Source organism: Xenophilus azovorans DSM 13620, from assembly GCF_000745855.1.
In the GTDB taxonomy this organism is placed as follows: Bacteria; Pseudomonadota; Gammaproteobacteria; order Burkholderiales; family Burkholderiaceae_C; genus Xenophilus; species Xenophilus azovorans.
The window spans coordinates 1-19302 of sequence record NZ_JQKD01000053.1; the positions used below are offsets into that span (position 1 = coordinate 1).

At 71.8% G+C, this 19302-nt stretch carries 16 protein-coding genes; 4 read left to right on the forward strand and 12 right to left on the reverse strand.

Annotated elements, in window-relative coordinates; all coding sequences use genetic code 11:
- Positions 1-427 precede the first annotated feature (427 nt).
- Together Q392_RS22040 and dctP are read right to left on the reverse strand one after the other, a co-directional pair.
- Positions 428-3406 carry a bifunctional diguanylate cyclase/phosphodiesterase gene (locus Q392_RS22040; protein ID WP_051953849.1) on the reverse strand — a complete coding sequence of 993 codons (2979 nt, stop codon included), beginning with the start codon at positions 3404-3406 and terminating at the stop codon, positions 428-430.
- Complete coding sequence (gene dctP / locus Q392_RS22045) at positions 3403-4467, reverse strand: TRAP transporter substrate-binding protein DctP (protein WP_038212440.1); 1065 nt, start codon at positions 4465-4467, stop codon at positions 3403-3405. Before dctP ends, Q392_RS22040 begins: the two co-directional genes overlap by 4 nt.
- Before the next feature lie 177 nt (positions 4468-4644).
- Here dctP and Q392_RS22050 point away from each other — a divergent pair, with 177 nt between their 5' ends.
- Together Q392_RS22050 and Q392_RS22055 are read left to right on the forward strand one after the other, a co-directional pair.
- On the forward strand, positions 4645-6123 hold the full coding sequence (locus Q392_RS22050; RefSeq protein ID WP_157008146.1) for a sensor domain-containing diguanylate cyclase: 1479 nt from the start codon (positions 4645-4647) through the stop codon (positions 6121-6123).
- A 105-nt stretch (positions 6124-6228) separates the two neighbouring features.
- Complete coding sequence (locus Q392_RS22055; protein ID WP_038212443.1) at positions 6229-6837, forward strand: hypothetical protein; 609 nt, start codon at positions 6229-6231, stop codon at positions 6835-6837.
- Between the two features lie 8 nt (positions 6838-6845).
- Here the strand turns inward: Q392_RS22055 and Q392_RS22060 are convergent, their stop codons facing one another.
- The 6 genes from Q392_RS22060 to Q392_RS22085 all read right to left on the reverse strand — a co-directional run bounded on the left by Q392_RS22060 (position 6846) and on the right by Q392_RS22085 (position 12591).
- Positions 6846-7337 carry a Crp/Fnr family transcriptional regulator gene (locus Q392_RS22060; protein WP_051953851.1) on the reverse strand — a complete coding sequence of 164 codons (492 nt, stop codon included), beginning with the start codon at positions 7335-7337 and terminating at the stop codon, positions 6846-6848.
- Between the two features lie 62 nt (positions 7338-7399).
- Positions 7400-8404 carry a TRAP transporter substrate-binding protein gene (locus Q392_RS22065; RefSeq protein ID WP_038212446.1) on the reverse strand — a complete coding sequence of 335 codons (1005 nt, stop codon included), beginning with the start codon at positions 8402-8404 and terminating at the stop codon, positions 7400-7402.
- 64 nt (positions 8405-8468) lie between these two features.
- Positions 8469-9302, reverse strand: coding sequence for a shikimate dehydrogenase family protein (locus Q392_RS22070; protein ID WP_038212510.1), 834 nt, complete (start codon positions 9300-9302; stop codon positions 8469-8471).
- A gap of 22 nt (positions 9303-9324) precedes the next feature.
- A complete protein-coding gene (locus Q392_RS22075; protein ID WP_084217334.1) occupies positions 9325-10182 on the reverse strand; it encodes a sugar phosphate isomerase/epimerase family protein in 858 nt (285 codons plus the stop codon).
- Positions 10183-10207: 25 nt separating this feature from the next.
- A complete protein-coding gene (locus Q392_RS22080; RefSeq protein ID WP_038212448.1) occupies positions 10208-11608 on the reverse strand; it encodes an MFS transporter in 1401 nt (466 codons plus the stop codon).
- 62 nt (positions 11609-11670) lie between these two features.
- Positions 11671-12591, reverse strand: coding sequence for a shikimate dehydrogenase family protein (locus Q392_RS22085; RefSeq protein ID WP_038212450.1), 921 nt, complete (start codon positions 12589-12591; stop codon positions 11671-11673).
- A 210-nt stretch (positions 12592-12801) separates the two neighbouring features.
- Between Q392_RS22085 and Q392_RS22090 the strand changes: the two genes are divergently transcribed.
- Positions 12802-13602, forward strand: coding sequence for an IclR family transcriptional regulator domain-containing protein (locus Q392_RS22090; RefSeq protein ID WP_038212453.1), 801 nt, complete (start codon positions 12802-12804; stop codon positions 13600-13602).
- An 11-nt stretch (positions 13603-13613) separates the two neighbouring features.
- Here the strand turns inward: Q392_RS22090 and rtcA are convergent, their stop codons facing one another.
- From rtcA to Q392_RS22110, 4 genes are read right to left on the reverse strand one after another with little or no spacing between them, the layout of a single operon-like run.
- On the reverse strand, positions 13614-14657 hold the full coding sequence (rtcA, locus tag Q392_RS22095; protein WP_038212456.1) for an RNA 3'-terminal phosphate cyclase: 1044 nt from the start codon (positions 14655-14657) through the stop codon (positions 13614-13616).
- A complete protein-coding gene (locus tag Q392_RS22100; RefSeq protein WP_038212458.1) occupies positions 14654-15532 on the reverse strand; it encodes a nucleotidyltransferase domain-containing protein in 879 nt (292 codons plus the stop codon). The genes rtcA and Q392_RS22100 overlap by 4 nt, the downstream gene beginning before the upstream one ends.
- Positions 15529-16161 (reverse strand): zinc-ribbon domain containing protein, encoded by a 633-nt coding sequence (locus Q392_RS22105; RefSeq protein ID WP_038212463.1) that lies wholly within the window; start codon positions 16159-16161, stop codon positions 15529-15531. Before Q392_RS22105 ends, Q392_RS22100 begins: the two co-directional genes overlap by 4 nt.
- Positions 16162-16214: 53 nt before the next feature.
- Entirely contained in the window at positions 16215-17441 is a 1227-nt protein-coding gene (locus Q392_RS22110; protein WP_038212466.1) for an RtcB family protein, read from the reverse strand.
- A gap of 225 nt (positions 17442-17666) precedes the next feature.
- Between Q392_RS22110 and rtcR the strand changes: the two genes are divergently transcribed.
- Complete coding sequence (gene rtcR / locus Q392_RS22115) at positions 17667-19277, forward strand: RNA repair transcriptional activator RtcR (RefSeq protein WP_038212469.1); 1611 nt, start codon at positions 17667-17669, stop codon at positions 19275-19277.
- Positions 19278-19302: the final 25 nt, after the last annotated feature.

A 19302-nucleotide genomic window follows, 5' to 3' on the forward strand; every position in this document is an offset into this window, starting at 1 on the left:
CAGTCGCAGTCGCACTGCATAACATCGGCGCGAGTCCCCTTGACATTGCTTCACTGATCCGTCTGCTGCCCGCATGAGTGCTGGCTGACGGCAATAGCGGGTGGATGTTCATACAGGACGAACGCCTCCGTGCAAAGTTGCACGCTGGGCCAGCGCACGTTGCCTCGCCTTCCGACCATCTGAGCTATGCAAGCTAGACGATTCGGGCACTTTATCGCACCGCTTGCCGATCTCATGCAGCGTCCAGCCTTCTTTCCAGCGCTTCCACATCTGCGCCTTCTGGCTGTCGGAATAGTAGATTCTTGGCCGCTGCTTCATCTGCAACACTCCTTCCGCCTACGCGGTGGTTAGTGTGTTGCATCGACCGGTTGAATCCGCCGTCTGAAGCTGTCGCTGCCAGAGTTAGCGACACGCTCCGCACCACCTCTCACCCCAAATCCGGCGCCAACTCCACATCCAACTGCCCCTCCAACTCCTCGAAGGTCAGCGGCCGGCCGAAGAAGAAGCCCTGGTACATGCGGCAGCCGTGGCGCACCAGGAAGTCGAGCTGCTCGCGCGTTTCCACGCCCTCGGCGACGATCTCCAAATCGAGATTGGCGGCCATGCCGATCAAGGTCTGCACGATCAGCTCGATCTTGGCGTTGTTGCCGATGCCGCCGACGAAGAACTTGTCGATCTTGATCTGCGCCAGCGGCAGTTGCGCCATGTACGACAGCGACGAGTAGCCGATGCCGAAATCATCCATCGCGAAGCGGATGCCGATGGCGGCCAACGACTTCATCTTCGCCACGGTCTCGGCCAGCTGCTCGTGCAGCAGGCTCTCGGTCAGCTCCAGCTTCAGGCGCGAGGGGTCGGCGCCGGTGCGGATCAGCACCTCGCGCACCTGCTCGGCGAAGTCGTCGCGGCGGAACTGGCGCGCGCTGACGTTGACGGCCAGCGTCAGGTGCCGGCGGCGCGGGTGGTGGCTCCACTCGTCGAGCTGGCGGCAGGCCTGCTCCAGCGCCCACAGGCCGATGGGCACGATCAGGCCGGTCTCCTCGGCCACGTCGATGAAGGCGGCCGGCAGCAGCTGGCCGCGCTCCGGGTGGTTCCAGCGGATCAGCACCTCGGCGCCGATGATCTGGCCCTCGGCCGTCACTTGGCGCTGGTAGTGCAGCGTGAACTGCCGGCGCGACTTCAGCGCCGCGTGCAGCTCGCTTTCCAGCGCGGCGCGGGCGGCCACGCTGGCCTGCATGTCGGGCTCGAAGAAGCGCAGCACGCCGCCGCCGGCCTTCTTGGCGTGCACCATCGCGATGTCGGCCTGCTTGAGCAGGTCTTCCAGCGAGACGGCATACGCGCCGAAGAGCGCGGCGCCGATGCTGGCGGTGCCGTGGTAGAGCAGGCCGGGCAGTTGCACCGGCCGGCCCAGCTCGGCCAGCACGGCGTCGCCGAAGGCCTGCACCTGCAGCGCGGCGGCCTCCGGCCGCGTGCCGACGGCGCCGAGCATCACGATGAACTCGTCGCCGCCCAGGCGCGCCACGGTGTCGCCCTCGCCCAGCAGCTGGGTCAGGCGCTCGGCGGTGTGCTTGAGCAGCAGGTCGCCCACCGAGCGCCCCTGCGCGTCGTTGAGGGTCTTGAAGTTGTCCAGGTCCAGGAACAGCAGCGCGCCCAGGCGCTGGTGGCGCTGGTTGCCGTCCAGCGCCGACTGCAGGCGGTGCAGCAGCAGGCGGCGGTTGGGCAGGCCGGTGAGGTTGTCGTAGAAGGCCAGGTGCTCGATCTGCCGCGCGGCGGCCATGCGCTCGGTGATGTCGCGCAGGATGACGATGAAGCGCGCCTCGCGGCCCTCGCCGGCGCTCTTGCGCGAGGCCGACACCTCGAACCAGGCGGTGCCCTGCAGCGCGCGGTGCTCGAACTGCCGGCCGGTCGACACGCCGCCGAGGTAGGCGTCGCGCACCGCCGCCATGATCTGCGCGCCGGGCTCGCCGGGCAGCAGCTCGGCCACAGTGCGGCCCACCGGCGCGTCGAGCTCCAGCGAGGTGCTGCGCGCGGCGTGGAAGCGCAGGCACAGGCCGTCCAGGTCGAGTTCGAGCAGGGCGTCGGGCAGCGCGTCCAGCGTGGCCTGCAGCTGGGCGCGGCTCTCGATGATGTCGGCCATCTGCAGGCGCTTCTCGGTGGTGTCGCGGTACACGCACACCAGGCCGCCGGCGGGCGTGCTGCTGCGCACGATCACCAGCACGCGGCCGTCGGGCAGGTGCAGTTCCTGCTCACCGGGCACCAGCGGCTGCGGCGCCTCTTCGGCGGCGGCCTGCAGGGCCAGTTCCTGCTCGATGGGGGCGAAGGGCGCGCCGGAGGCGATGGCCGGCTCGGCCCGCGGGAACAGCTCGACGAAGCGGCGGTTCCAGTTGAGCACGCGGCCCTGCGCGTCCAGCAGCACGAAGCCGTCGGACATGGATTCCAGCGCCTGGTCGAGCATGGCCTTGGAGTGGCGCAGGTGCTCGCGCTGGCGCCACTGCCCGCGCCAGTGCCGCCACGAGAGCCAGCCCACGCCCAGGATCGTCAGGATGAAGGTGGCCGCGGCGCCGCGCGCCAGGCGGCGCTGCCGCGCCCAGTCGGTCAGCACCACCTCCATCGGCAGGCTGCCGGCCACCACCAGGCCGTCCTGCAGCGTGGCGCGCGCCGCCACGATGGCCGGCACGCCCGACAGCCGGGCCGGCAATCGCTGCAGCAGCCCGCCGGCGCCGTCGGGCTTCAGCGGCTGCCCGATCGCGCGGGCGGTCCGCATGCCCGGCGGCGCGCTGGCCAGCAGCGTGCCGTTGTCGCGCTCCAGCGTGGTCTCGAGCCCGCGGATATCCACGCCCTGGTTGATGATGCGCAGGAGCGAGGCGGCCTGCACCTCGGCCACGGCGACGGCGCGGCCCTGCTCGCCCAGGCGCAGCGGCCGCCCGAGGTACAGCACCTGCTGCGAGGTCACGGGGCTGATCACCGGCGCGCTCACCACCAGCCCCGCCACCGGCTGCGCCAGCGCGCGCGCCAGGAAGCCGTCGGGCAGCTGCAGCGCCTGCTCGGCGCCGCTGCGGCCCGAGGCGGCGAGCACGCGGCCCTCGGGCGAGACCAGGGCGGCGTACTGCACCAGCAGGTCGCTGCGCGTCACGCCGCGCAGCAGGGCGTCCGCCTGCGCCGGCACGCCCGGGCCCTGGCGCAGGGCGGCGCCGGCCTCGGCCAGCCGCAGGTCGATGTCCAGCAGGATCTGGTTGAGCGCCGCCGACGCGCCCTGGGTGAAGCGTACCAACTGGCTCTCGGCGGCCTGCTCGGCGGCCTGCCTGGACTGCAGCACGAAGAAGCGCGTGGCCGCCGCCACGGCCAGCACGAAGAGCAGCACGGCGCCGAAGATGGCGGCCGCGGCGTAGAACTGGCCGCGCCGGTTCATGGCCGGCCTCCCGCGCGCAGGCCGACGAGGGGCGCCAGCGTCTGGTTCCACAGCTCGGCGCAGGCGTTGCCGCAGCGGCGCATCCAGCCCGGCAGCACCGCGTTGGCGAGGATGTCGCGGCGCAGGCGCTCGTCGGCCACGCCGGGTGCCTGGGCCTGCATGCGGCCGCGGCGCGCCGGCTCGCAGGTGCTGGCGCCGATATTGCAGGCCACGCCGGCCAGCGCGTCGCTGTCCGACTCGGCCCAGTTGCGGGCCTCCAGCCGCGGCATGTGCTCCAGCAGCAGCGCCTGCAGCTCGGGCGGGAAGGCGGCCCACGCGTCCTCGTTGACGGCGAACAGGGTCAGGCCCCAGTTGACCGGCTGGGTGAACAGCGTGCCGGTGACGCGGTGCAGGCCCACGGAATTGCCCGCCATCGCGCCTGTGATGGCGCAGTCGATGCCATCGGATTCCATCATGCCCATCATCGCGTTGAACTCGGTGAACACCGGCTCGGCGCCCAGCGCGCGCACGAAGTCGGCCTGCGAGTAGCCCGACACGCGCACGCGCCGGCCCTTGACCCCGGCCAGCGCCTGCATCGGCTGCCGGCAGAAGAAAACCTGCGCCGGATAGACGTACACCGCCAGCAGGCGCGCGTTGAAGCGCTCGCGCAGCAGGCGTTCCGTCGCCGGCCGGAAGGCCTGCACCATGCGGCGCAGCGAGGCCAGGTCGCCGCTCAGGCCCGCCATGTCGGGGATGGCCAGCTCGGGCCACTCGCCGGCCACGTGGGCGAGCGTCACGGTGCCCAGCGGCACCACGCCCACCGAGATCAGGTCCAGCATCTTCTGGCCCGGCACGCCGGCACGGTCGAAGGGCATCAGGCTGGCGCGGAAGCGCCCCTGGCTCAGGCGGGGCAGCTCCTCGGTCCAGAAGCGGGCCTCGTGCTGCGCGTAGCGGCCGGTGCCGCCGACCACGCGCAGGTGCCACGCGCCGTCGGCGGCGGCCGAGGCGCAGGCGCACGCGGCCAGCAGCGTGCAGACGGGCAGAAGGCGGCGCGCGAGCCAGCGGCGCAGGGGCGCGGTCATGCTTGAAAAAAGAGGCAGGAGGACCAACGGCCGGCGCCGTGGCGGATGGCTCCGGATTGTGCCGGCAAGTGGCACGCGCGGCCGATGAGAGAAAAGTACTCGCCTGCGCCGGCGGGCCCCGCTGATAGCATCACAAGGCCCGCGCCCCCCTTTCCCATGCCCGCTCCGACCCCGCCGATGCTTGCCCCCAACGACGACCAGTCGATGTTCGATCTCGCCCCGGTCTCGCTCTGGCTGGAGGACTTCGGCGGCCTGAAGCGCCTGTTCGACGGCTGGCGCGCGCAGGGCGTGCAGGACCTGCGCGCCTACCTGGCGCAGGACCCGTCGCGGCTGACGGCCTGCACCGCGGCGCTGAAGGTGATCAAGGTCAACCAGGCCACGCTGCAGCTCTTCGGCGCCGCCAGCCTCGACGAGCTGGTGGACCGCATGGGCGACGTGTTCCGCGACGACGCCGGCGAGCACATGCTGCACGAGCTGGAGCAGTTGTGGGGCGGCGCGCTGCACTTCGAGGACCGCACCGTCAACTACACGCTGGACGGCCGCCGCCTGGAGGTCGACGTGCGGGTGCGCGTGCTGCCCGGCCACGAGCAGACGTGGGGGCGTGTGCTGGTCTCGCTGGACGACGTCACCGAGCAGTCGCGCACCGCTGCCGCGCTGGCGCGCAGCGAGCGCTATGCGCGCGGCCTGTTCGAGCGCTCGCCGGTGTCGCTGTGGGTGGAGGACTTCAGCGGCATCCGCCGGCTGCTGGAAGAAGTGCGCGTGCAGGGCATCCGCGACTTCGGCACCTTCCTGAAGGTGCACCCCGAGTTCATCAGCCGCTGCATGCAGGAGATCCGCGTGCTCGACGTGAACGAGGAGACGCTGCGCATGTTCGGCGCCTCCTCCAAGGACGAGCTGCTGCGCCGCCTGCCCGACATCTTCCAGGGCGAGATGCATGACTCCTTCGCCGAGCAGTTGCGCGACCTGTGGGACGGCCGCACCACGCAGCAGCGCGAGGTGGTGAACCACTCGCTCTCGGGCGAGGCGATCCACATCCACATGCAGCTCGCGGTGCTGCCCGAGCACATGCAGCGCTGGGACCTGGTGCTCGTCTCGCTGGTGGACATCACGGCGCGCAAGCGGGCCGAGGCGTACCTGGAATACCTGGGCACGCACGACGTGCTCACGCAGCTGCGCAACCGCACCTGGTACACCGAGGAGATCAAGCGCCTGGCGCGCAAGGGGCCGTGGCCGGTGGCGGTGATGGCGATCGACATGAACGGCCTCAAGCGCGTCAACGACGAGGTCAGCCACGCCGCCGGCGACGCGCTGCTGCGCCGCGCCGGCGAGGTGCTGGGCAAGTGCGTGGACGCGCCGGCCAGCGTGGCGCGCATCGGCGGCGACGAGTTCGCCATCCTGCTGCCCGGCGGCGACGAGCGCGCGGTGCAGGCGGTGCGCGACCGCCTGGCCTCGCTGGTGGAGGTGAACAACCAGTTCTACGCCGGCACCAGCGGCCACGCGCTGAGCTTCGCCATCGGCGCCGCGCTGTGCAGCCCCGGCGAGAGCCTGGAGGCCGCGCTGCTGCGGGCCGACCGCGCCATGTACTCCGACAAGGCGCAGCACTACGGAACGGGCATCGCCCTGCCGCCTGCCGCAGCGGCCGGCGAAGAGCGCTGAAGCGCGCCGCCGGCCCCGCCCGGCGCGTTGCCTACACTGCGTTCCTCGCCTTTCTTCCCGCCCTCCCCGTCCCCTCACCGCCGCCGTGCCGGCGCGCGGCCCGCCATGGAAATCCTCCTCGTCCTGATCGTCCTCGCCGCCGGCCTGTACGTGCTCAAGCAACGCGAGCAGCAGCGCCGCATCGCCCTGCTCGGCCGCTACCTCGGCACCTACCAGATCGAGCGGCAGATGGAGCAGCTGCTCGACGGCTACCTGCGCTGGCTGGGCGAGAACGACCCCGAGCGCCGCCGCCAGATCCGCGGCATCCTCAGCGGCGTGGAGCAGTCGCTGGCGCAGCAGTTCGCGCGCTTCGCCGCCGACGTGCAGCGCATGGAGGCGCCGCTGGCCCAGGTGAGCCGGCTGCCGCTGTGGCTGCCCTTCGCTCAGCCGCTGCTGCCGGCGCGGCGGCTGTTCGACGTGCGGCGCGTCTTCGCCGTCCATGCGCGCGGCATCGAGGCGGTGGCCGCCAACGCCGCGCAACTCGACCCGAAGGCGCAGGCCTACATGATGAGCGCCGAGCTGCTGCTCATGCAGCACACCTGCCACTGGTTCTGCCGCTCGAAGGCGGTGGCCTCGGCCCGGCTGCTGGTGCGCCACCAGACGCCGTACGTGCAGGTGCTCGATTCGGTGTCGCGCGCCACCCGCACCGACTACCTGGCGCTGGTCGGGCACTGAACGGCGCCTCAGCGGGCGGCGTGCAGCGAGAGCACCTGCTCGGACAACTGCCGCAACTGCGCCGCCAGCGAGCCGGCGCAGCGCAGCGCGACCCGCGGCTCCTCCTCCAGCAGCGCGCGGAAGCAGGCGCCGTCCAGCGTCGCCACCAGGCAGCGGGACAGGGCCACGCCCTCGGCGGGCCGGGCCGGTGCGCCAGCCGCGTCGGCCCACTCGCCGAACAGGTCGCCGCCGCCGATCTCCTGCAGGTCGACCTGCACGCCCTCGGCCGTGCGCAGGCTCAGGCGCATGCGGCCGGCCACCAGCAGGTGCGCGGCGTCGGCGCCCGCCTCGCGCAGATCCAGCGGCTCCCAGGGCGCCAGCCGCTGCCACCGGCAGCGGGCGGCCAGCGCATCGAGCCGCGGCGCGGCCAGCGGGGCCAGCACGGCCACGCGCGCCAGCGCCGCGCCGGAGGGCACGAGGCTGGCGTCGTCGCGGATGGAGAGGGGGGCGGCAGCCGGCATGGCGGGCCATTGTTCGGCGGGCCGGCGGGCGCGGCCATCCTCCGGCAGGTGGAGGGGGCTGCCTACTTGCGCACCTTGGCGATCTCGGCCATCAGTTCCTTGACGGTGGCCTCGCCCACGCTGGCGGTGTACTTGTCGATCACCGGCCTGACCTTCTCGCGCAGCTTCGCCACCTCGGCCGGCGGCAGCTCGGTGACCGTCATGCCGGCCTGCTTCAGCGCGGCCAGCGCGCTGTCGGCCGCGCCGCGCGAGACCTGCCGCTGGAACACCGTCGCCTCGGCCGCGGCCGCCTCGACGATCTTCTTCTCCTCGGCCGAGAGCGAATCCCAGAAGCGCTTGCTGACGACCAGCGCCTGCGGGTTGTAGATGTGGCGCGTCTCGGTCAGGTACTTCTGCACCTCCGCGAAGCGCGACGAGAGGATCACCGTGTTGGGGTTCTCCTGGCCGTCCACCACGCGCTGCTCCAGCGCCGGGAACAGCTCGGGGAAGGGCATCGGCGTGGCGTTGGCGCCGAGCGCGGCGAACAGGTCGATGTAGATCGGCGACTGGATCACGCGGATCTTCAGGCCCGCGATGTCCTCGGCCCGGGCGATCGGCCGGCGGCCGTTGGTGAGGTTGCGGAAGCCCAGGTCCCAGTAGCCCAGGCCGTGCAGCTGGCGGGCGTCGAGCATGCCCAGCAGCTTGCGGCCGAAGGCGCCGTCGGTCACGGCGTCGGCCTCCTGCGCGTTGGCGAAGAGGAAGGGGAAGTCGTAGACGGCGAACTCCTTGACCTGCGCCGCCAGGATGCCGGCGTTGAGCACCGTCATCTCCACCGTGCCGCCCTGCAGGGCCGAGACGGTCTGCAGGTCGCCGCCCAGCGTGCCGCCGGGGAAGAGCTTCACGCTCATCCTGCCGCCGGACTTCTGCGCCACCAGGTCGGCGAACTTCTGCGCACCCTGGGCCTGCGGGTGGCCGGTCTGGTTCTGGAAGGCGAACTTGATCGTGCGCTCCTTCACCTGGGCGCCGGCCAGGCCGGCGGCGGCCAGCGCCGCGGCGGCGATGACTGCGGATAGCGTGCGTCTTCTCATGGCGTTGTCTCCTTCTTCGTTGTGGAACCAGCCGGGGCGCCCGCCTGCGCGTGCACCCGTCGAATCAGTACTGCAGCTTCGCGACGGCGCGCAGCGCCTCCGCGGTCGTCGTGCCGAAGCCGAAGAACTCCAGGTAGGCCGGGATCTGCTCGAACAGCATGTCGGTGCCCACCTGCACTTCGCAGCCCTTCGCGCGCGCCGCCTGCAGCAGCGGCGTGTACTCGGCCTTCATCACCACCTCGCCGACGAAGGTCTTCGGGTCGATGCGGCCGATGTCGAAGGGCAGCGGGTCGCCCTCCTTCATGCCCAGCGGCGTGGCGTTGACGACGATGTCGAAGCCGGCCGGGTCGTTGGCGCCAGTGTCCACCTTCAGTTGCGGATGGTGCTCGCGCAGGCGGCCGGCCAGCGCCTCGGCCGCGCCGGCATGCGCGTCGAACAGCATCAGCTCGGCGGCGCCGGCGGCCGCGATGGAGGCGGCGATGGCCGAGCCCACGCCGCCCGAGCCGGACACCAGCACGCGCGCGCCGCGGAAGCTGCGGCCCTTGCGCTCGACGCCGCGCACGAAGCCGGCGCCGTCGAACATGTCGCCCAGCAGCGTGCCGTCGGGCCGCTTGAGGATGGCGTTGCAGGCGCCGGCGATCTGCGCCGTCGGCGTGGCCTCGTCGACCAGCCGCAGCGTGGATATCTTGTGCGGCATGGTCACCAGCGCGCCGCGCAGGTTGGTGAAGCGCATGATCTGCGGCAGCGCCGCGGCGTAGTCCTCGGCCTTGACGCCCATCGGCACCACGACCGCGTCGATGCCCTGCTGCTCGAACCAGGGGTTGTAGATCATGGGCGCCTTGAAGGTCCCGGTGGGGTAGCCGAGGTGCGCGATGAGGGTGGTCTTGCCGGAGATCATGGGAAGCATTGCGTGTGAGGACTCAGGAGCGCGCGACGTGGCTCTCGCTGAGCCGGCGCGCGGCCTTCATGCCGCGCTGCGCGACCACCATCGGGTCGGAGTTGACGTAGTCGTCGTTGAACACCTCGAAGGTGTAGTGGCCGCGGTAGCCGCGGTCTTCCAGCAGCTGCACCAGGTCGCGCACGTCGTGCAGGCCCTCGCCGGGGAACAGGCGCTGGTGCCGCGCCAGCTCGATCATGTCGGCCTGGCGGTCGCTGTACTCGAAGAAATAGTCGGCCAGTTGCACCAGGAAGATCTTCTCCACCGGCACCTCGGCCAGCCGCGCCAGCGTCTCGGGCGTGTCGTCGCCGTGCACCGACATGTGGAAGCTGTCGAGGTTCAGGCCGACGTTGCTGCGGTTGCAGCGGCGCACGATGTCCCAGGCCTGGTGCCAGCGGTTGACATGCCGGCCCCAGGACAGGGCCTCGTAGCAGATGCGGATGCCCAGCGGCGTGGCCAGCGTGGCGAGCGTGCGCAGGTCTTCCGCGGCGCGCTCCGGGTCGTCGATGGCCAGCGGGCTGGTGGTGGAGCACACCAGCAGCAGGTCGGCGCCCACCAGCGCCATCTGGCGCAGCTGCTCGCGCGCCATCTCCAGGCGGTGCGGGCGCATGGCGTCGGGCGCGCACTCGAAGTCGCGCAGCGGCTGGAAGTCGGTGACCTTCAGGCCGCTGGCCTTCACGATGCGCGCCGCCTCCTCCACGCCGCCGGGGTGCGCGACCAGGTCGCGCGCCCACAACTCCACGCCGGAGAAGCCCGCGGCCTTCATGCAGTCGAGCTTGTGGCCCAGCGCACCGCCCATGGTGACGGTGTTGAAGCCGAAGCGGGCGAGGTCGATGGACATGGCGGCGCCGGTCTCGAAGGCGGGCTCAGGCCGGCTGCGCGGCGGCCATCGACGCGGCGCGCAGGCGGTCGTACTCGGCCTTGTCGACCGGCTGCGCGTCGGGCCTGCCCAGGTCGTTCATGTGCACGCGGTAGGTCTCGCGGGCGCTGAGCGCCGCCAGCGCGGCGATCACCGTGATGCCGAAGGCGATGGCGCCGACCGTGAGCCAGATGTTCGACGCACCGGGCGGGGCGACGGCCGTGAACAGCGCCGGCAGCATGGCCGTGATGGCGGTGCCGAGGTTCTGCGAGATCGCCATGGCCGACACGCGGGTGCGGGTCGGGAACAGCTCCGGGTAGAAGCTGGGGAACACCGCGTTGTAGCCCTGGTAGACGATGCCCCACATCAAGAGCGACATGCAGATGGCCAGCGGCACGTTCTTGATGCTGATGGCGTAGAGGTAGCCGAAGGCCAGCAGCCCGGCCAGCAGCGAGCCGACGATGATCGGCGGACGGCGGCCGATGCGGTCGGACAGGTTGCCCACGTAGGGGATCACCAGCACCGCCAGGATGTTGCCCAGCACGGGGATCCACAGGTACACGTCCTTCTCGAAGCCGATGCCGTAGGCCGGCTGCACCGCGTAGGCCGCGCCGAAGATGGTGGCGACCACCGGGATCACGTTCATCAGCGCCATGCACACCACGCGCAGCATGTCGGGCGTGCTGTACTTGAAGGCGTCGACGATGGGCGAGCGGGCGCGCTCCTTGAGCGCCGACTTGTCGGTGAAGGCCGGCGTCTCGGCCACCTCGCGGCGGATGATCCAGCCGGCGACGATGACCACGAAGCTCAGGATGAAGGGGATGCGCCAGCCCCAGCTGTTGAACTGCTCGGTGGGCATGTAGTGCGCCAGGGGCAGGAACACGGCGGCGGCCAGGATCTGCCCCGCCTGCACGCCCTGCAGCGTGAAGCTGGCGAAGAAGCCGCGCCGGCCGAAGGGCGCGTGCTCCAGGATCATCGAGCTGGCGCCCGAGATCTCGCCGGCCACCGCAAAGCCCTGGATCAGCCGCATCAGCACCAGCAGCGTGGGCGCCAGCAGGCCGACCTGCTCGTAGGTGGGCAGCAGGCCCACCGCGATGGTCGAGAAGCCCATCAGGAACATGCACCACACCAGCACCTGCTTGCGCCCGTGCGTGTCGCCCAGGTGGCCCAGCACGAAAGCGCCGATGGGCCGCGCCACGTAGCCCACGCCGTAGGTGGCCAGCGAGGCGATGATGGCGATGGCCGGGTCGCCCTTGGGGAAGAAGATCTGCGGGAACACCAGCGCGGCGGCGGTGGCGTAGATGAAGAAGTCGTAGTACTCGAGGGCCGAGCCGATCCAGCCGCTGGCCGCGGCCTTCTTCGACTGGTGCCTGCCCTGCGGCTCGTGGGCCGTGACGGTGCTGCTCATGTTGTCTCCGGGTGGATGGTGAGGTGGCGGGCCTTCGAAGGCATGGGCCGCCGCCACCGGTTTCAGCGCGGTCCCGCGTCCGGGTAGCGCCAGGGGTTGCGGATTTCGCCGGCCAGCGCCGGCGGGTAGATCAGCTCGCGCAGGAAGTCGGCGTCCTGGCGCACCAGGGCGCCCGCCTGCGGCAGCGCGAAGTAGTCGAAGTAGTGCGCCATCTGCTGCACCAGCATCTCGAAGCCGGGCTGCGCATGCAGGCCGCGCGCGCGGGCCGCACGCACCAGCGGCGTGGGCTGGTTGCGCAGCAGGATGTCGAACAGGGCCGCGTGCGGCTCCATGCGCGCCACGTCGCAGGGCAGCGGATCGCCTTCAGAGAGGCCGACCGAGGTGCCGTTGATGACCAGGTCGTAGCCCGCCGGGTCGGCGCTGGGCACCGCCACCACGCGGGCGTCGAAGGCGTCGTCGATGCGCGCCGCCACGCCGGCCGACTTGCCCGGCGCCGGGTCGTAGAAGGCGATGTGGCCGGCGCCGTCGTCGCCGCCGCCCTCGGCCAGCGAGACGCCGATGGCCGCCGCGCTCACGCCGGCGCCCAGGATCAGCACGCGCCTGCCGCGGAAGGGGATGCCGAAGCGGTCGAGCGCGCCGACGATGCCCTCGCCGTCGAACAGGTCGCCCTCCAGGTCGCCGGTGTGGGTGCGGCGCACCACGTTGACCGAGCCGGCGATGCGCGCGAACAGGCCGCAGCCGTCCAGCAGGTCGACCGCCAGCGGCTTGTGCGGCGGCGCGATCACCATGCCCTTGACGTTGCGCGCCAGGAAGCTGGCCTTGAGCCACACGGCGAAGTCGCGGGCGCGCACCTGCACCGGCAGCATGCGCGCGGCGATGCCGCAGCGGTCGAACACGGCGTTGAACATGCGCGGCAGGCGCACGTTGGTCACCGGGTCGCCGGGGATCAGGTACAGGTCCGTGTTGCCGTGGATGTCTGCCATGGGAAATTGCCTTTCGCGGTGAAGTCGTCGGAAAAAGCGCCCTGCCGCGTTCGTGCAGGCACTGTAGGAAGCGGCGCCCGGGCGCGCATCGGCCGGCCGCATTGCTGCGTTCGATAATCGAACATTTCTGGTCGATGATCGATCGCATAGAGGGTTTCCCCTGAGCCGACCGGCACCGCAGGGTGCGGGCCGCTGCGCACACTGTCCACCATGCCCGCGCCTTCCGCCAAGCCCTCCGACGACGACGCCCCGCCGGGCCTGGACCGGCGCGACTGGATCGCCGGCCTGGAACGCGGCGTGGGCATCATCGAGGCCTTCGACGACGCCCACCCGCGCATGACCGCCAGCGAGGCCGGCCAGCGCACCGGCATGACCCGCACCGCCGCGCGGCGCTACCTGCTGACGCTGCAGCACATGGGCTACGTGGCGACCGACGGCAAGCTGTTCTGGCTGACGCCGCGGGTGCTGCGGCTGGGCCAGTCGTACCTCGAGTCGGCGCGCCTGCCGCGCATCGTGCAGCCCTTCCTGCAGCGCGTGGCGGCGGGCACGCACGAGACGGCCTACCTGGCGGTGCTGGACGGCGACGAGGTGGTCTACATCGCCCGCAACGGACCCAACCGCAGCATGAACACCGGCTACGTGCTGGGCGCGCGGGTGACGGCGCAGGTCACGGCCTCGGGCATGCTGATGCTGGCCCTGCGGCCCGAGGAGGAGACCCGGCGCTGGCTGGCGACGCACGAGCTGCAGGTCTTCACCTCCCACACCATCGCCAGCAAGGAGCAGCTGGCGCGCGAGCTGGCGCGCATCCGCGCCCGGGGCTGGGCGCTGTCGGAGCAGCAGCTGGACCTGAACTCGCGCGGCATCGCCGTGCCGCTGCGCGATCGGCACGGCGAGCTGGTGGGCGCGCTCAACATCACCATGCCGATGGGGCGCGAGAGCAGCGACGGCGCGGTCGCGCGCGTGCTGCCGGTGCTGCGCGAGACGGCCGAGGCGATGCGCAACCTGATCTGAGGGCGCGGCTTTCAGCCGGCCGGCGCCAGCCGCACGACCGGCACCGCGCCGGCCTCGTCGATGGCCGCCGTCACCGGCAGCACGCGCGGGATCACCACGCACTGCGTGCGCAGGTGCGGCGTCGCCTGGCTGCAGCTGAAGCGCGCCGGCCGGCCGCTGCGCCACACGGCCAGCGCCAGCAGCAGGGCGAGCTGGTCGGCCAGGTGCGGCCCGACGGCCGCCGCCGGGCGGGCCTGGAAGGCGCGCATCTCGCCCAGCAGGCGGCGCGCCACCTGCTCGGAGGGCAGCGACTTCTCGCCCAGCGCCATGAACACCTCGGTGGCGTGCTCGTGGACCAGCGTCGCCATCAGCGCGTTGCCCGGCCCCTCGTCCTGCCGCGCGTCGCCGTGGCGCAGCTGCTCCGGCGCCCAGCGGGTCGCCTCGCCGAACACCGCCAGCTCGCGCGCGGCGATGCGCCGCGGCAGGCCCGGCGCCAGGCAGTCGGCCCAGGCCTCGCGCAGCTCGCCGCGCGCCATCAGGTCGAAGGGCTGCAGCGTGCCGGCCGCCGGCGTGACCGTGGCCAGCACCTCGCCGCCGCCGGCCGGGTGGAAGCCGTGGCGGCGCAGCGTCAGCTCCAGCCCCGCGCCCGTGCGCCGCACCAGCGGCGCGAAGGCGCGCTCGACGAAGTGGAAGGGCGGCGCCCACGGGTTGTGGGTGCCGCCGCTCAGGTGCAGCGTGCTCGGCCCATCGGCCAGCAGCAGCGCCGGCAGCACGGTCTGCAGCACCAGCAGGCAACTGCCCGCGCCGGCGATGGCGAAGCGGTAGGCGCCGGCGCGCACCGGGCCGGGCTCGAAGCGCAGCGCCTGCGCGCCCAGCTCGGCGCCCTGCACCCGCGCGCCGCACACGGCCGCGGCCGCCTGCACGCAGGCCAGGTGCTGGCGCATCAGGCCGGGCTTGGGCCGGCCGGCGCGGATGCGCTCGATGGCGAGCGGCCGCTGCGCCAGCATCGCCAGCGCCAGGCCCGTGCGCAGGATCTGGCCGCCGCCCTCGCCTTCGGAACCGTCGAGTTCGATCATGCGGCGCCCTCCTCCTTCTCCTGCGCCGGCGCGCCGAAGCGCAGCACGGTGTCGCGCAGGAAGACGTCGAGCGCGCCCGCGCCATCGCGGAACGGCGCCGGCGGGGGCGCGTCGGCCGGCGACGCCAGCTCGGCCTCGATGAAGGCGTGGATGCCCGGCCAGCGCGGGCTGGTCGCCGCCTCGCCGGCGCGCATCTTCACCTCCAGCAGCGCGTCGATCTCGGCGATCAGCGCGGCGTCGGCGCGCGCGTCCAGCACCTGCTGCGCCAGTTCGGCGAAGCGCATCGGCGGCACGCCGTCGCGGGCGGCGATCCAGCGCGCCGCCAGCAGCGGGCGCAGCACGTACAGGTACTTCTTGAAGCGCACCGCCTCGCCCTGCAGGTGCTCGCGGAAGTTCTTCTTCGCCATCGAGCGGTAGTGGTGCCAGGCGCGTGTGCGCGTGTAGACCGCCTCGGCCAGCGTGCGGAAGCGCGCCATGGTCCCGGCCTCCTCGCGGTAGACGATGGGCGAGCGCAGCCACTCCAGCAGCGTGGGGTTGGACTCGCGCATCAGGCCCAGCGCCTTGCGCAGTTCCCAGCCGTTGATGTCCAGAGGCGGAGCCCCCACGCTCGGCACGGAGATCGGCAGTTCGATCACGTCGCGGCCGGGCGCCACCGTCAGGTACCACGGCAGGCGGTGCACGTAGATGAAGCGCACGTCGTAGTCGCTGTCGGGCGAGGCGAAGCCCCAGCCGCGGCTGCCGGACTCGCAGGCGAACAGCACCGCCACGTCGTGGCGTGCCTCGATGGCGCGCAGTTCCTCCAGGATCTGCGCCCGCACGGCGGGCTCGACCGGGTGGGCCGAGCGCAGGAATTCGTTGTCTTCACGCTTCGTCATGTCGTCTTCTCGTTGCTTGCCGCCGCCAGCGCCTCGGCGGCCGCGCGGCGCACGGCGCTCCAGCGGCCCAGCGATTCGTCGTGCGCCCACTCGCGCAGCCGCGGCAGGTCGGCGGGGCGGCGCCAGCGGCCCAGCACCTCGATGGCGACCTTGCGCACGCCGTCCCACTTGCTGCGCAGCGCGGCCTCCACGCGCGCCTCGGTCTGCGCGTCCGGCGGCGCCGCGCTCACGGCGCGCAGCCATGCCACCTCGTCGCCGAGCCGATTCGCGCCGGGCGCCGCGCGCGATGCCGCGAGCGCCGTGCGGCGCGCACGCCGGCACGGCAGGCAGCGAACGGCCCTGCTGTCGATGTGGGCCCGCACCACCTCGTACCACCACTTCTGCTGCTTCGCCGTCCAGACGGCCTGCGCGCCGCAGTCGCGGCAGGTGAAGGGCCGGTCCAGGTAGAAAGACGGCAGGCCGTAGCTGTTGTTCAGCCGTGCCAGCAGGACGGTGTCGGCCGGCACGCAGCCGGGCTGCACGGCAAAGCCGCGCGCGTCCTGCGGGGTCTTCATCTGCACCCGCAGCCGGTCGGCCCGCGCCAGACGGCGGGCCACGATCTCGGCGCGGCGCTGCTTGTTGCTCTTCATCGTTCTTCCTTCCGCCGCTGCCGGCATCGCCCGCAGGGGCGGCGCGTGCGGCCCTATCCTTTCACGCACACCACCTGCTTGAGCGTGTAGACCACCTCCACCAGGTCCTGCTGCGCCGCCATCACGGCGTCGATGTCCTTGTAGGCCATCGGGATCTCGTCGATCACGTCGGCGTCCTTGCGGCACTCCACGCCCTCGGTGGCGGCCACCTGGTCGGCCACGGTGTACAGCTTCTTCGCCTTGGTGCGGCTCATCTTGCGGCCCGCGCCGTGGCTGCAGCTCATGAACGACTCGGGGTTGCCCTTGCCGCGCACGATGTAGCTGCGCGCGCCCATGCTGCCGGGGATGATGCCCAGCTCGCCCGCGCGGGCGCTCACCGCGCCCTTGCGGGTCACCAGCACGTCCTCGCCGAAGTGCGTCTCGCGCTGCACGTAGTTGTGGTGGCAGTTCACCGCCTCCACGTGCGCCTCGAAGGGCTTGGCGAGACACAAGCGCGCGGCCGCGACCACGCGCTGCATCATCACCTCGCGGTTGGCGCGGGCGAACTTCTGCGCCCAGCCGACGGCGCGCACGTAGTCGCCGAAGTAGCGGCTGCCTTCCTCGAAGTAGGCCAGGTCCTGGTCCGGCAGGTTGCGCTGGTGGCGCTCGGCATCCTTCTTCGCCAGCTCGATGAAGTGGGTGCCGATGGCATTGCCCACACCGCGCGAGCCGGAGTGCAGCATGAACCACACCGCGCCCGCCTCGTCGAGGCAGACCTCGATGAAGTGGTTGCCCGTGCCCAGCGTGCCCAGGTGCTTGTGGTTGTTGGTGTTCGCAAGGCGCGGGTAGTCCTCGCAGATCGCGTCGAACTCGCCCTTGAGCTGCGCCCAGGCGGCATCGGTCTCGTCGGGCGGGGTTTCCCACGCGCCCTTGTCGCGGCCCTGGCGCCGGGGGTTCGAGCCGTGCGGCACGGCCTTCTCGATGGCTGCGCGCAGCGGGCCCAGGTTGTCGGGCAGGTCGTTGGCATGCAGCGTGGTCTTGCAGGCCATCATGCCGCAGCCGATGTCCACGCCCACCGCGGCCGGGATGATGGCCTTGAAGGTCGGGATCACCGAGCCCACGGTGGCGCCGATGCCGTAGTGCACGTCGGGCATGGCCGCGATGTGCCGGAACACGATGGGCAGGCGCGCCGCGTTCTCGAGCTGGCGCTTTGCCTCGTCTTCCACGGGCACGCCGCGGGTCCACATCTTCACGGGCACACCGTGCTCGACATCGTGCAGGTCGTAGTTGTTCTGGTTCATGGCTCTCGTTCCTTCCGGTCGTTCGGGGAAGGCGCCCATCGCGCCTTCCCCCGACTCACGCCACGCGGCGCTTGGGCACTCCATTGCGAGGAGCATGCCATGTCGCGCCACCACGGTGCAGCTTCACTCAAGCCATTGATATTCAAGGAAATTCTCTTCCAGTGGCACAGCTTCTCGCCTATGCGATTCACGAAAAACTAGAATTCAAGCTAAATTTCTAGCCCAATGAAACCCATCGTCGTCATCGGCTTCCTCGGCACGCAGCTCGATTCCGGCCAGGGCACGGGCCGCTGGGAGAAGTGGCGCCCCACGGTCGCGCTCACGCAGCGCGAGGAACTGGTGGTCGCACGCCTGGAGCTGCTGTACACCGAGCGCCACCTCGCGCTGGCCGAGCGCGTGAAGGCCGACATCGCCACCGTCTCGCCTGAGACGCAGGTGAACCTGGTGCCGCTGCCCATCGCCGACCCGTGGGACTTCGGCGAGGTCTACACGCGCCTGTTCGACTGGGCGCGCGCCTACCCCTTCGACACGGAGCGCGAGCAGTACTGGGCCCACATCACCACCGGCACGCACGTGGCGCAGATCTGCCTGTTCCTGCTGACGGAATCGCGCACCCTGCCCGGCGTGCTGGCGCAGACCTCGCCGCCGAAGCGCCAGCGTCCCGGCCAGCCGGGCGAGGTGGCGCTGATCGACCTCGACCTGTCGCGCTACGACGCCATCGCGCAGCGCTTCGCGGCCGAGCAGCGCGACGCGGTGGCCTTCCTCAAGCGCGGCATCGCCACGCGCAATGCGCGCTTCAACGCGCTGATCGACGAGATCGAGCGGGTGGCGGTGCGCTCGCGCGCGCCGATCCTGCTGGCCGGCCCCACCGGCGCGGGCAAGTCGCACCTGGCGCGGCGCATGTTCGAGCTGAAGAAGTCGCGCCACCAGATCGCGGGCGACTTCGTCGAGGTGAACTGCGCCACGCTGCGCGGCGACGGCGCGGCCTCCACCCTGTTCGGCCACCGCAAGGGCGCCTTCACCGGCGCCGCCGCGGAGCGCGCCGGCCTGCTGCGCACCGCGCACGAGGGCGTGCTGTTCCTCGACGAGATCGGCGAACTGGGCCTGGACGAGCAGGCCATGCTGCTCAAGGCCATCGAGGAAAAGCGCTTCTACCCGATGGGCGCCGACCGCGAGGTGGAGAGCGACTTCCAGCTCATCGCCGGCACCAACCGCGACCTGCGCGGCGAGGTGGCGGCCGGCCGCTTCCGCGAGGACCTGTTCGCGCGCATCAACCTCTGGACCTACGCCCTGCCCGGCCTGGCCGAGCGGCCGGAGGACATCGAGCCCAACATCGACCACCTGCTGGCCCTGCACGCGCAGGAGAACCGCAGCGCCGTGCGCTTCAACGCCGAGGCGCGCGCGGCCTACCTGCGCTTCGCGCAGAACCCCGGCGAGGCACCCTGGAGCGGCAACTTCCGCGACCTGGCGGCCAGCGTGACGCGGCTGGCCACGCTGGCCGAAGGCGGACGCATCACCGAGCCGCTGGTGCAGGCCGAGATCGCGCGGCTGCGCTGGCTGTGGAAGCATGCGGACGGCGGGCCTGGCGGCAGCGCCGATGGCGACATCGACCTGGCCGCCCTGCTCGGCGCCGAGGCCGAGGCGGCGCTCGACCTCTTCGACCGGCTGCAATTGCAGGGCGTGCTGCGCGTGTGCCGCGGCGCCCGCAGCCTGTCGGACGCGGGGCGCCGGCTGTTCCAGGCCTCGCGCCTGCAGCGCAGCGTGGTCAACGATGCCGACCGGCTGCGCAAGTACCTCGGGCGCTTCGGGCTGAGCTGGGAGCAGGTGCGGGGCTGAACGGGCGCCGCGCCGGATCCCGATG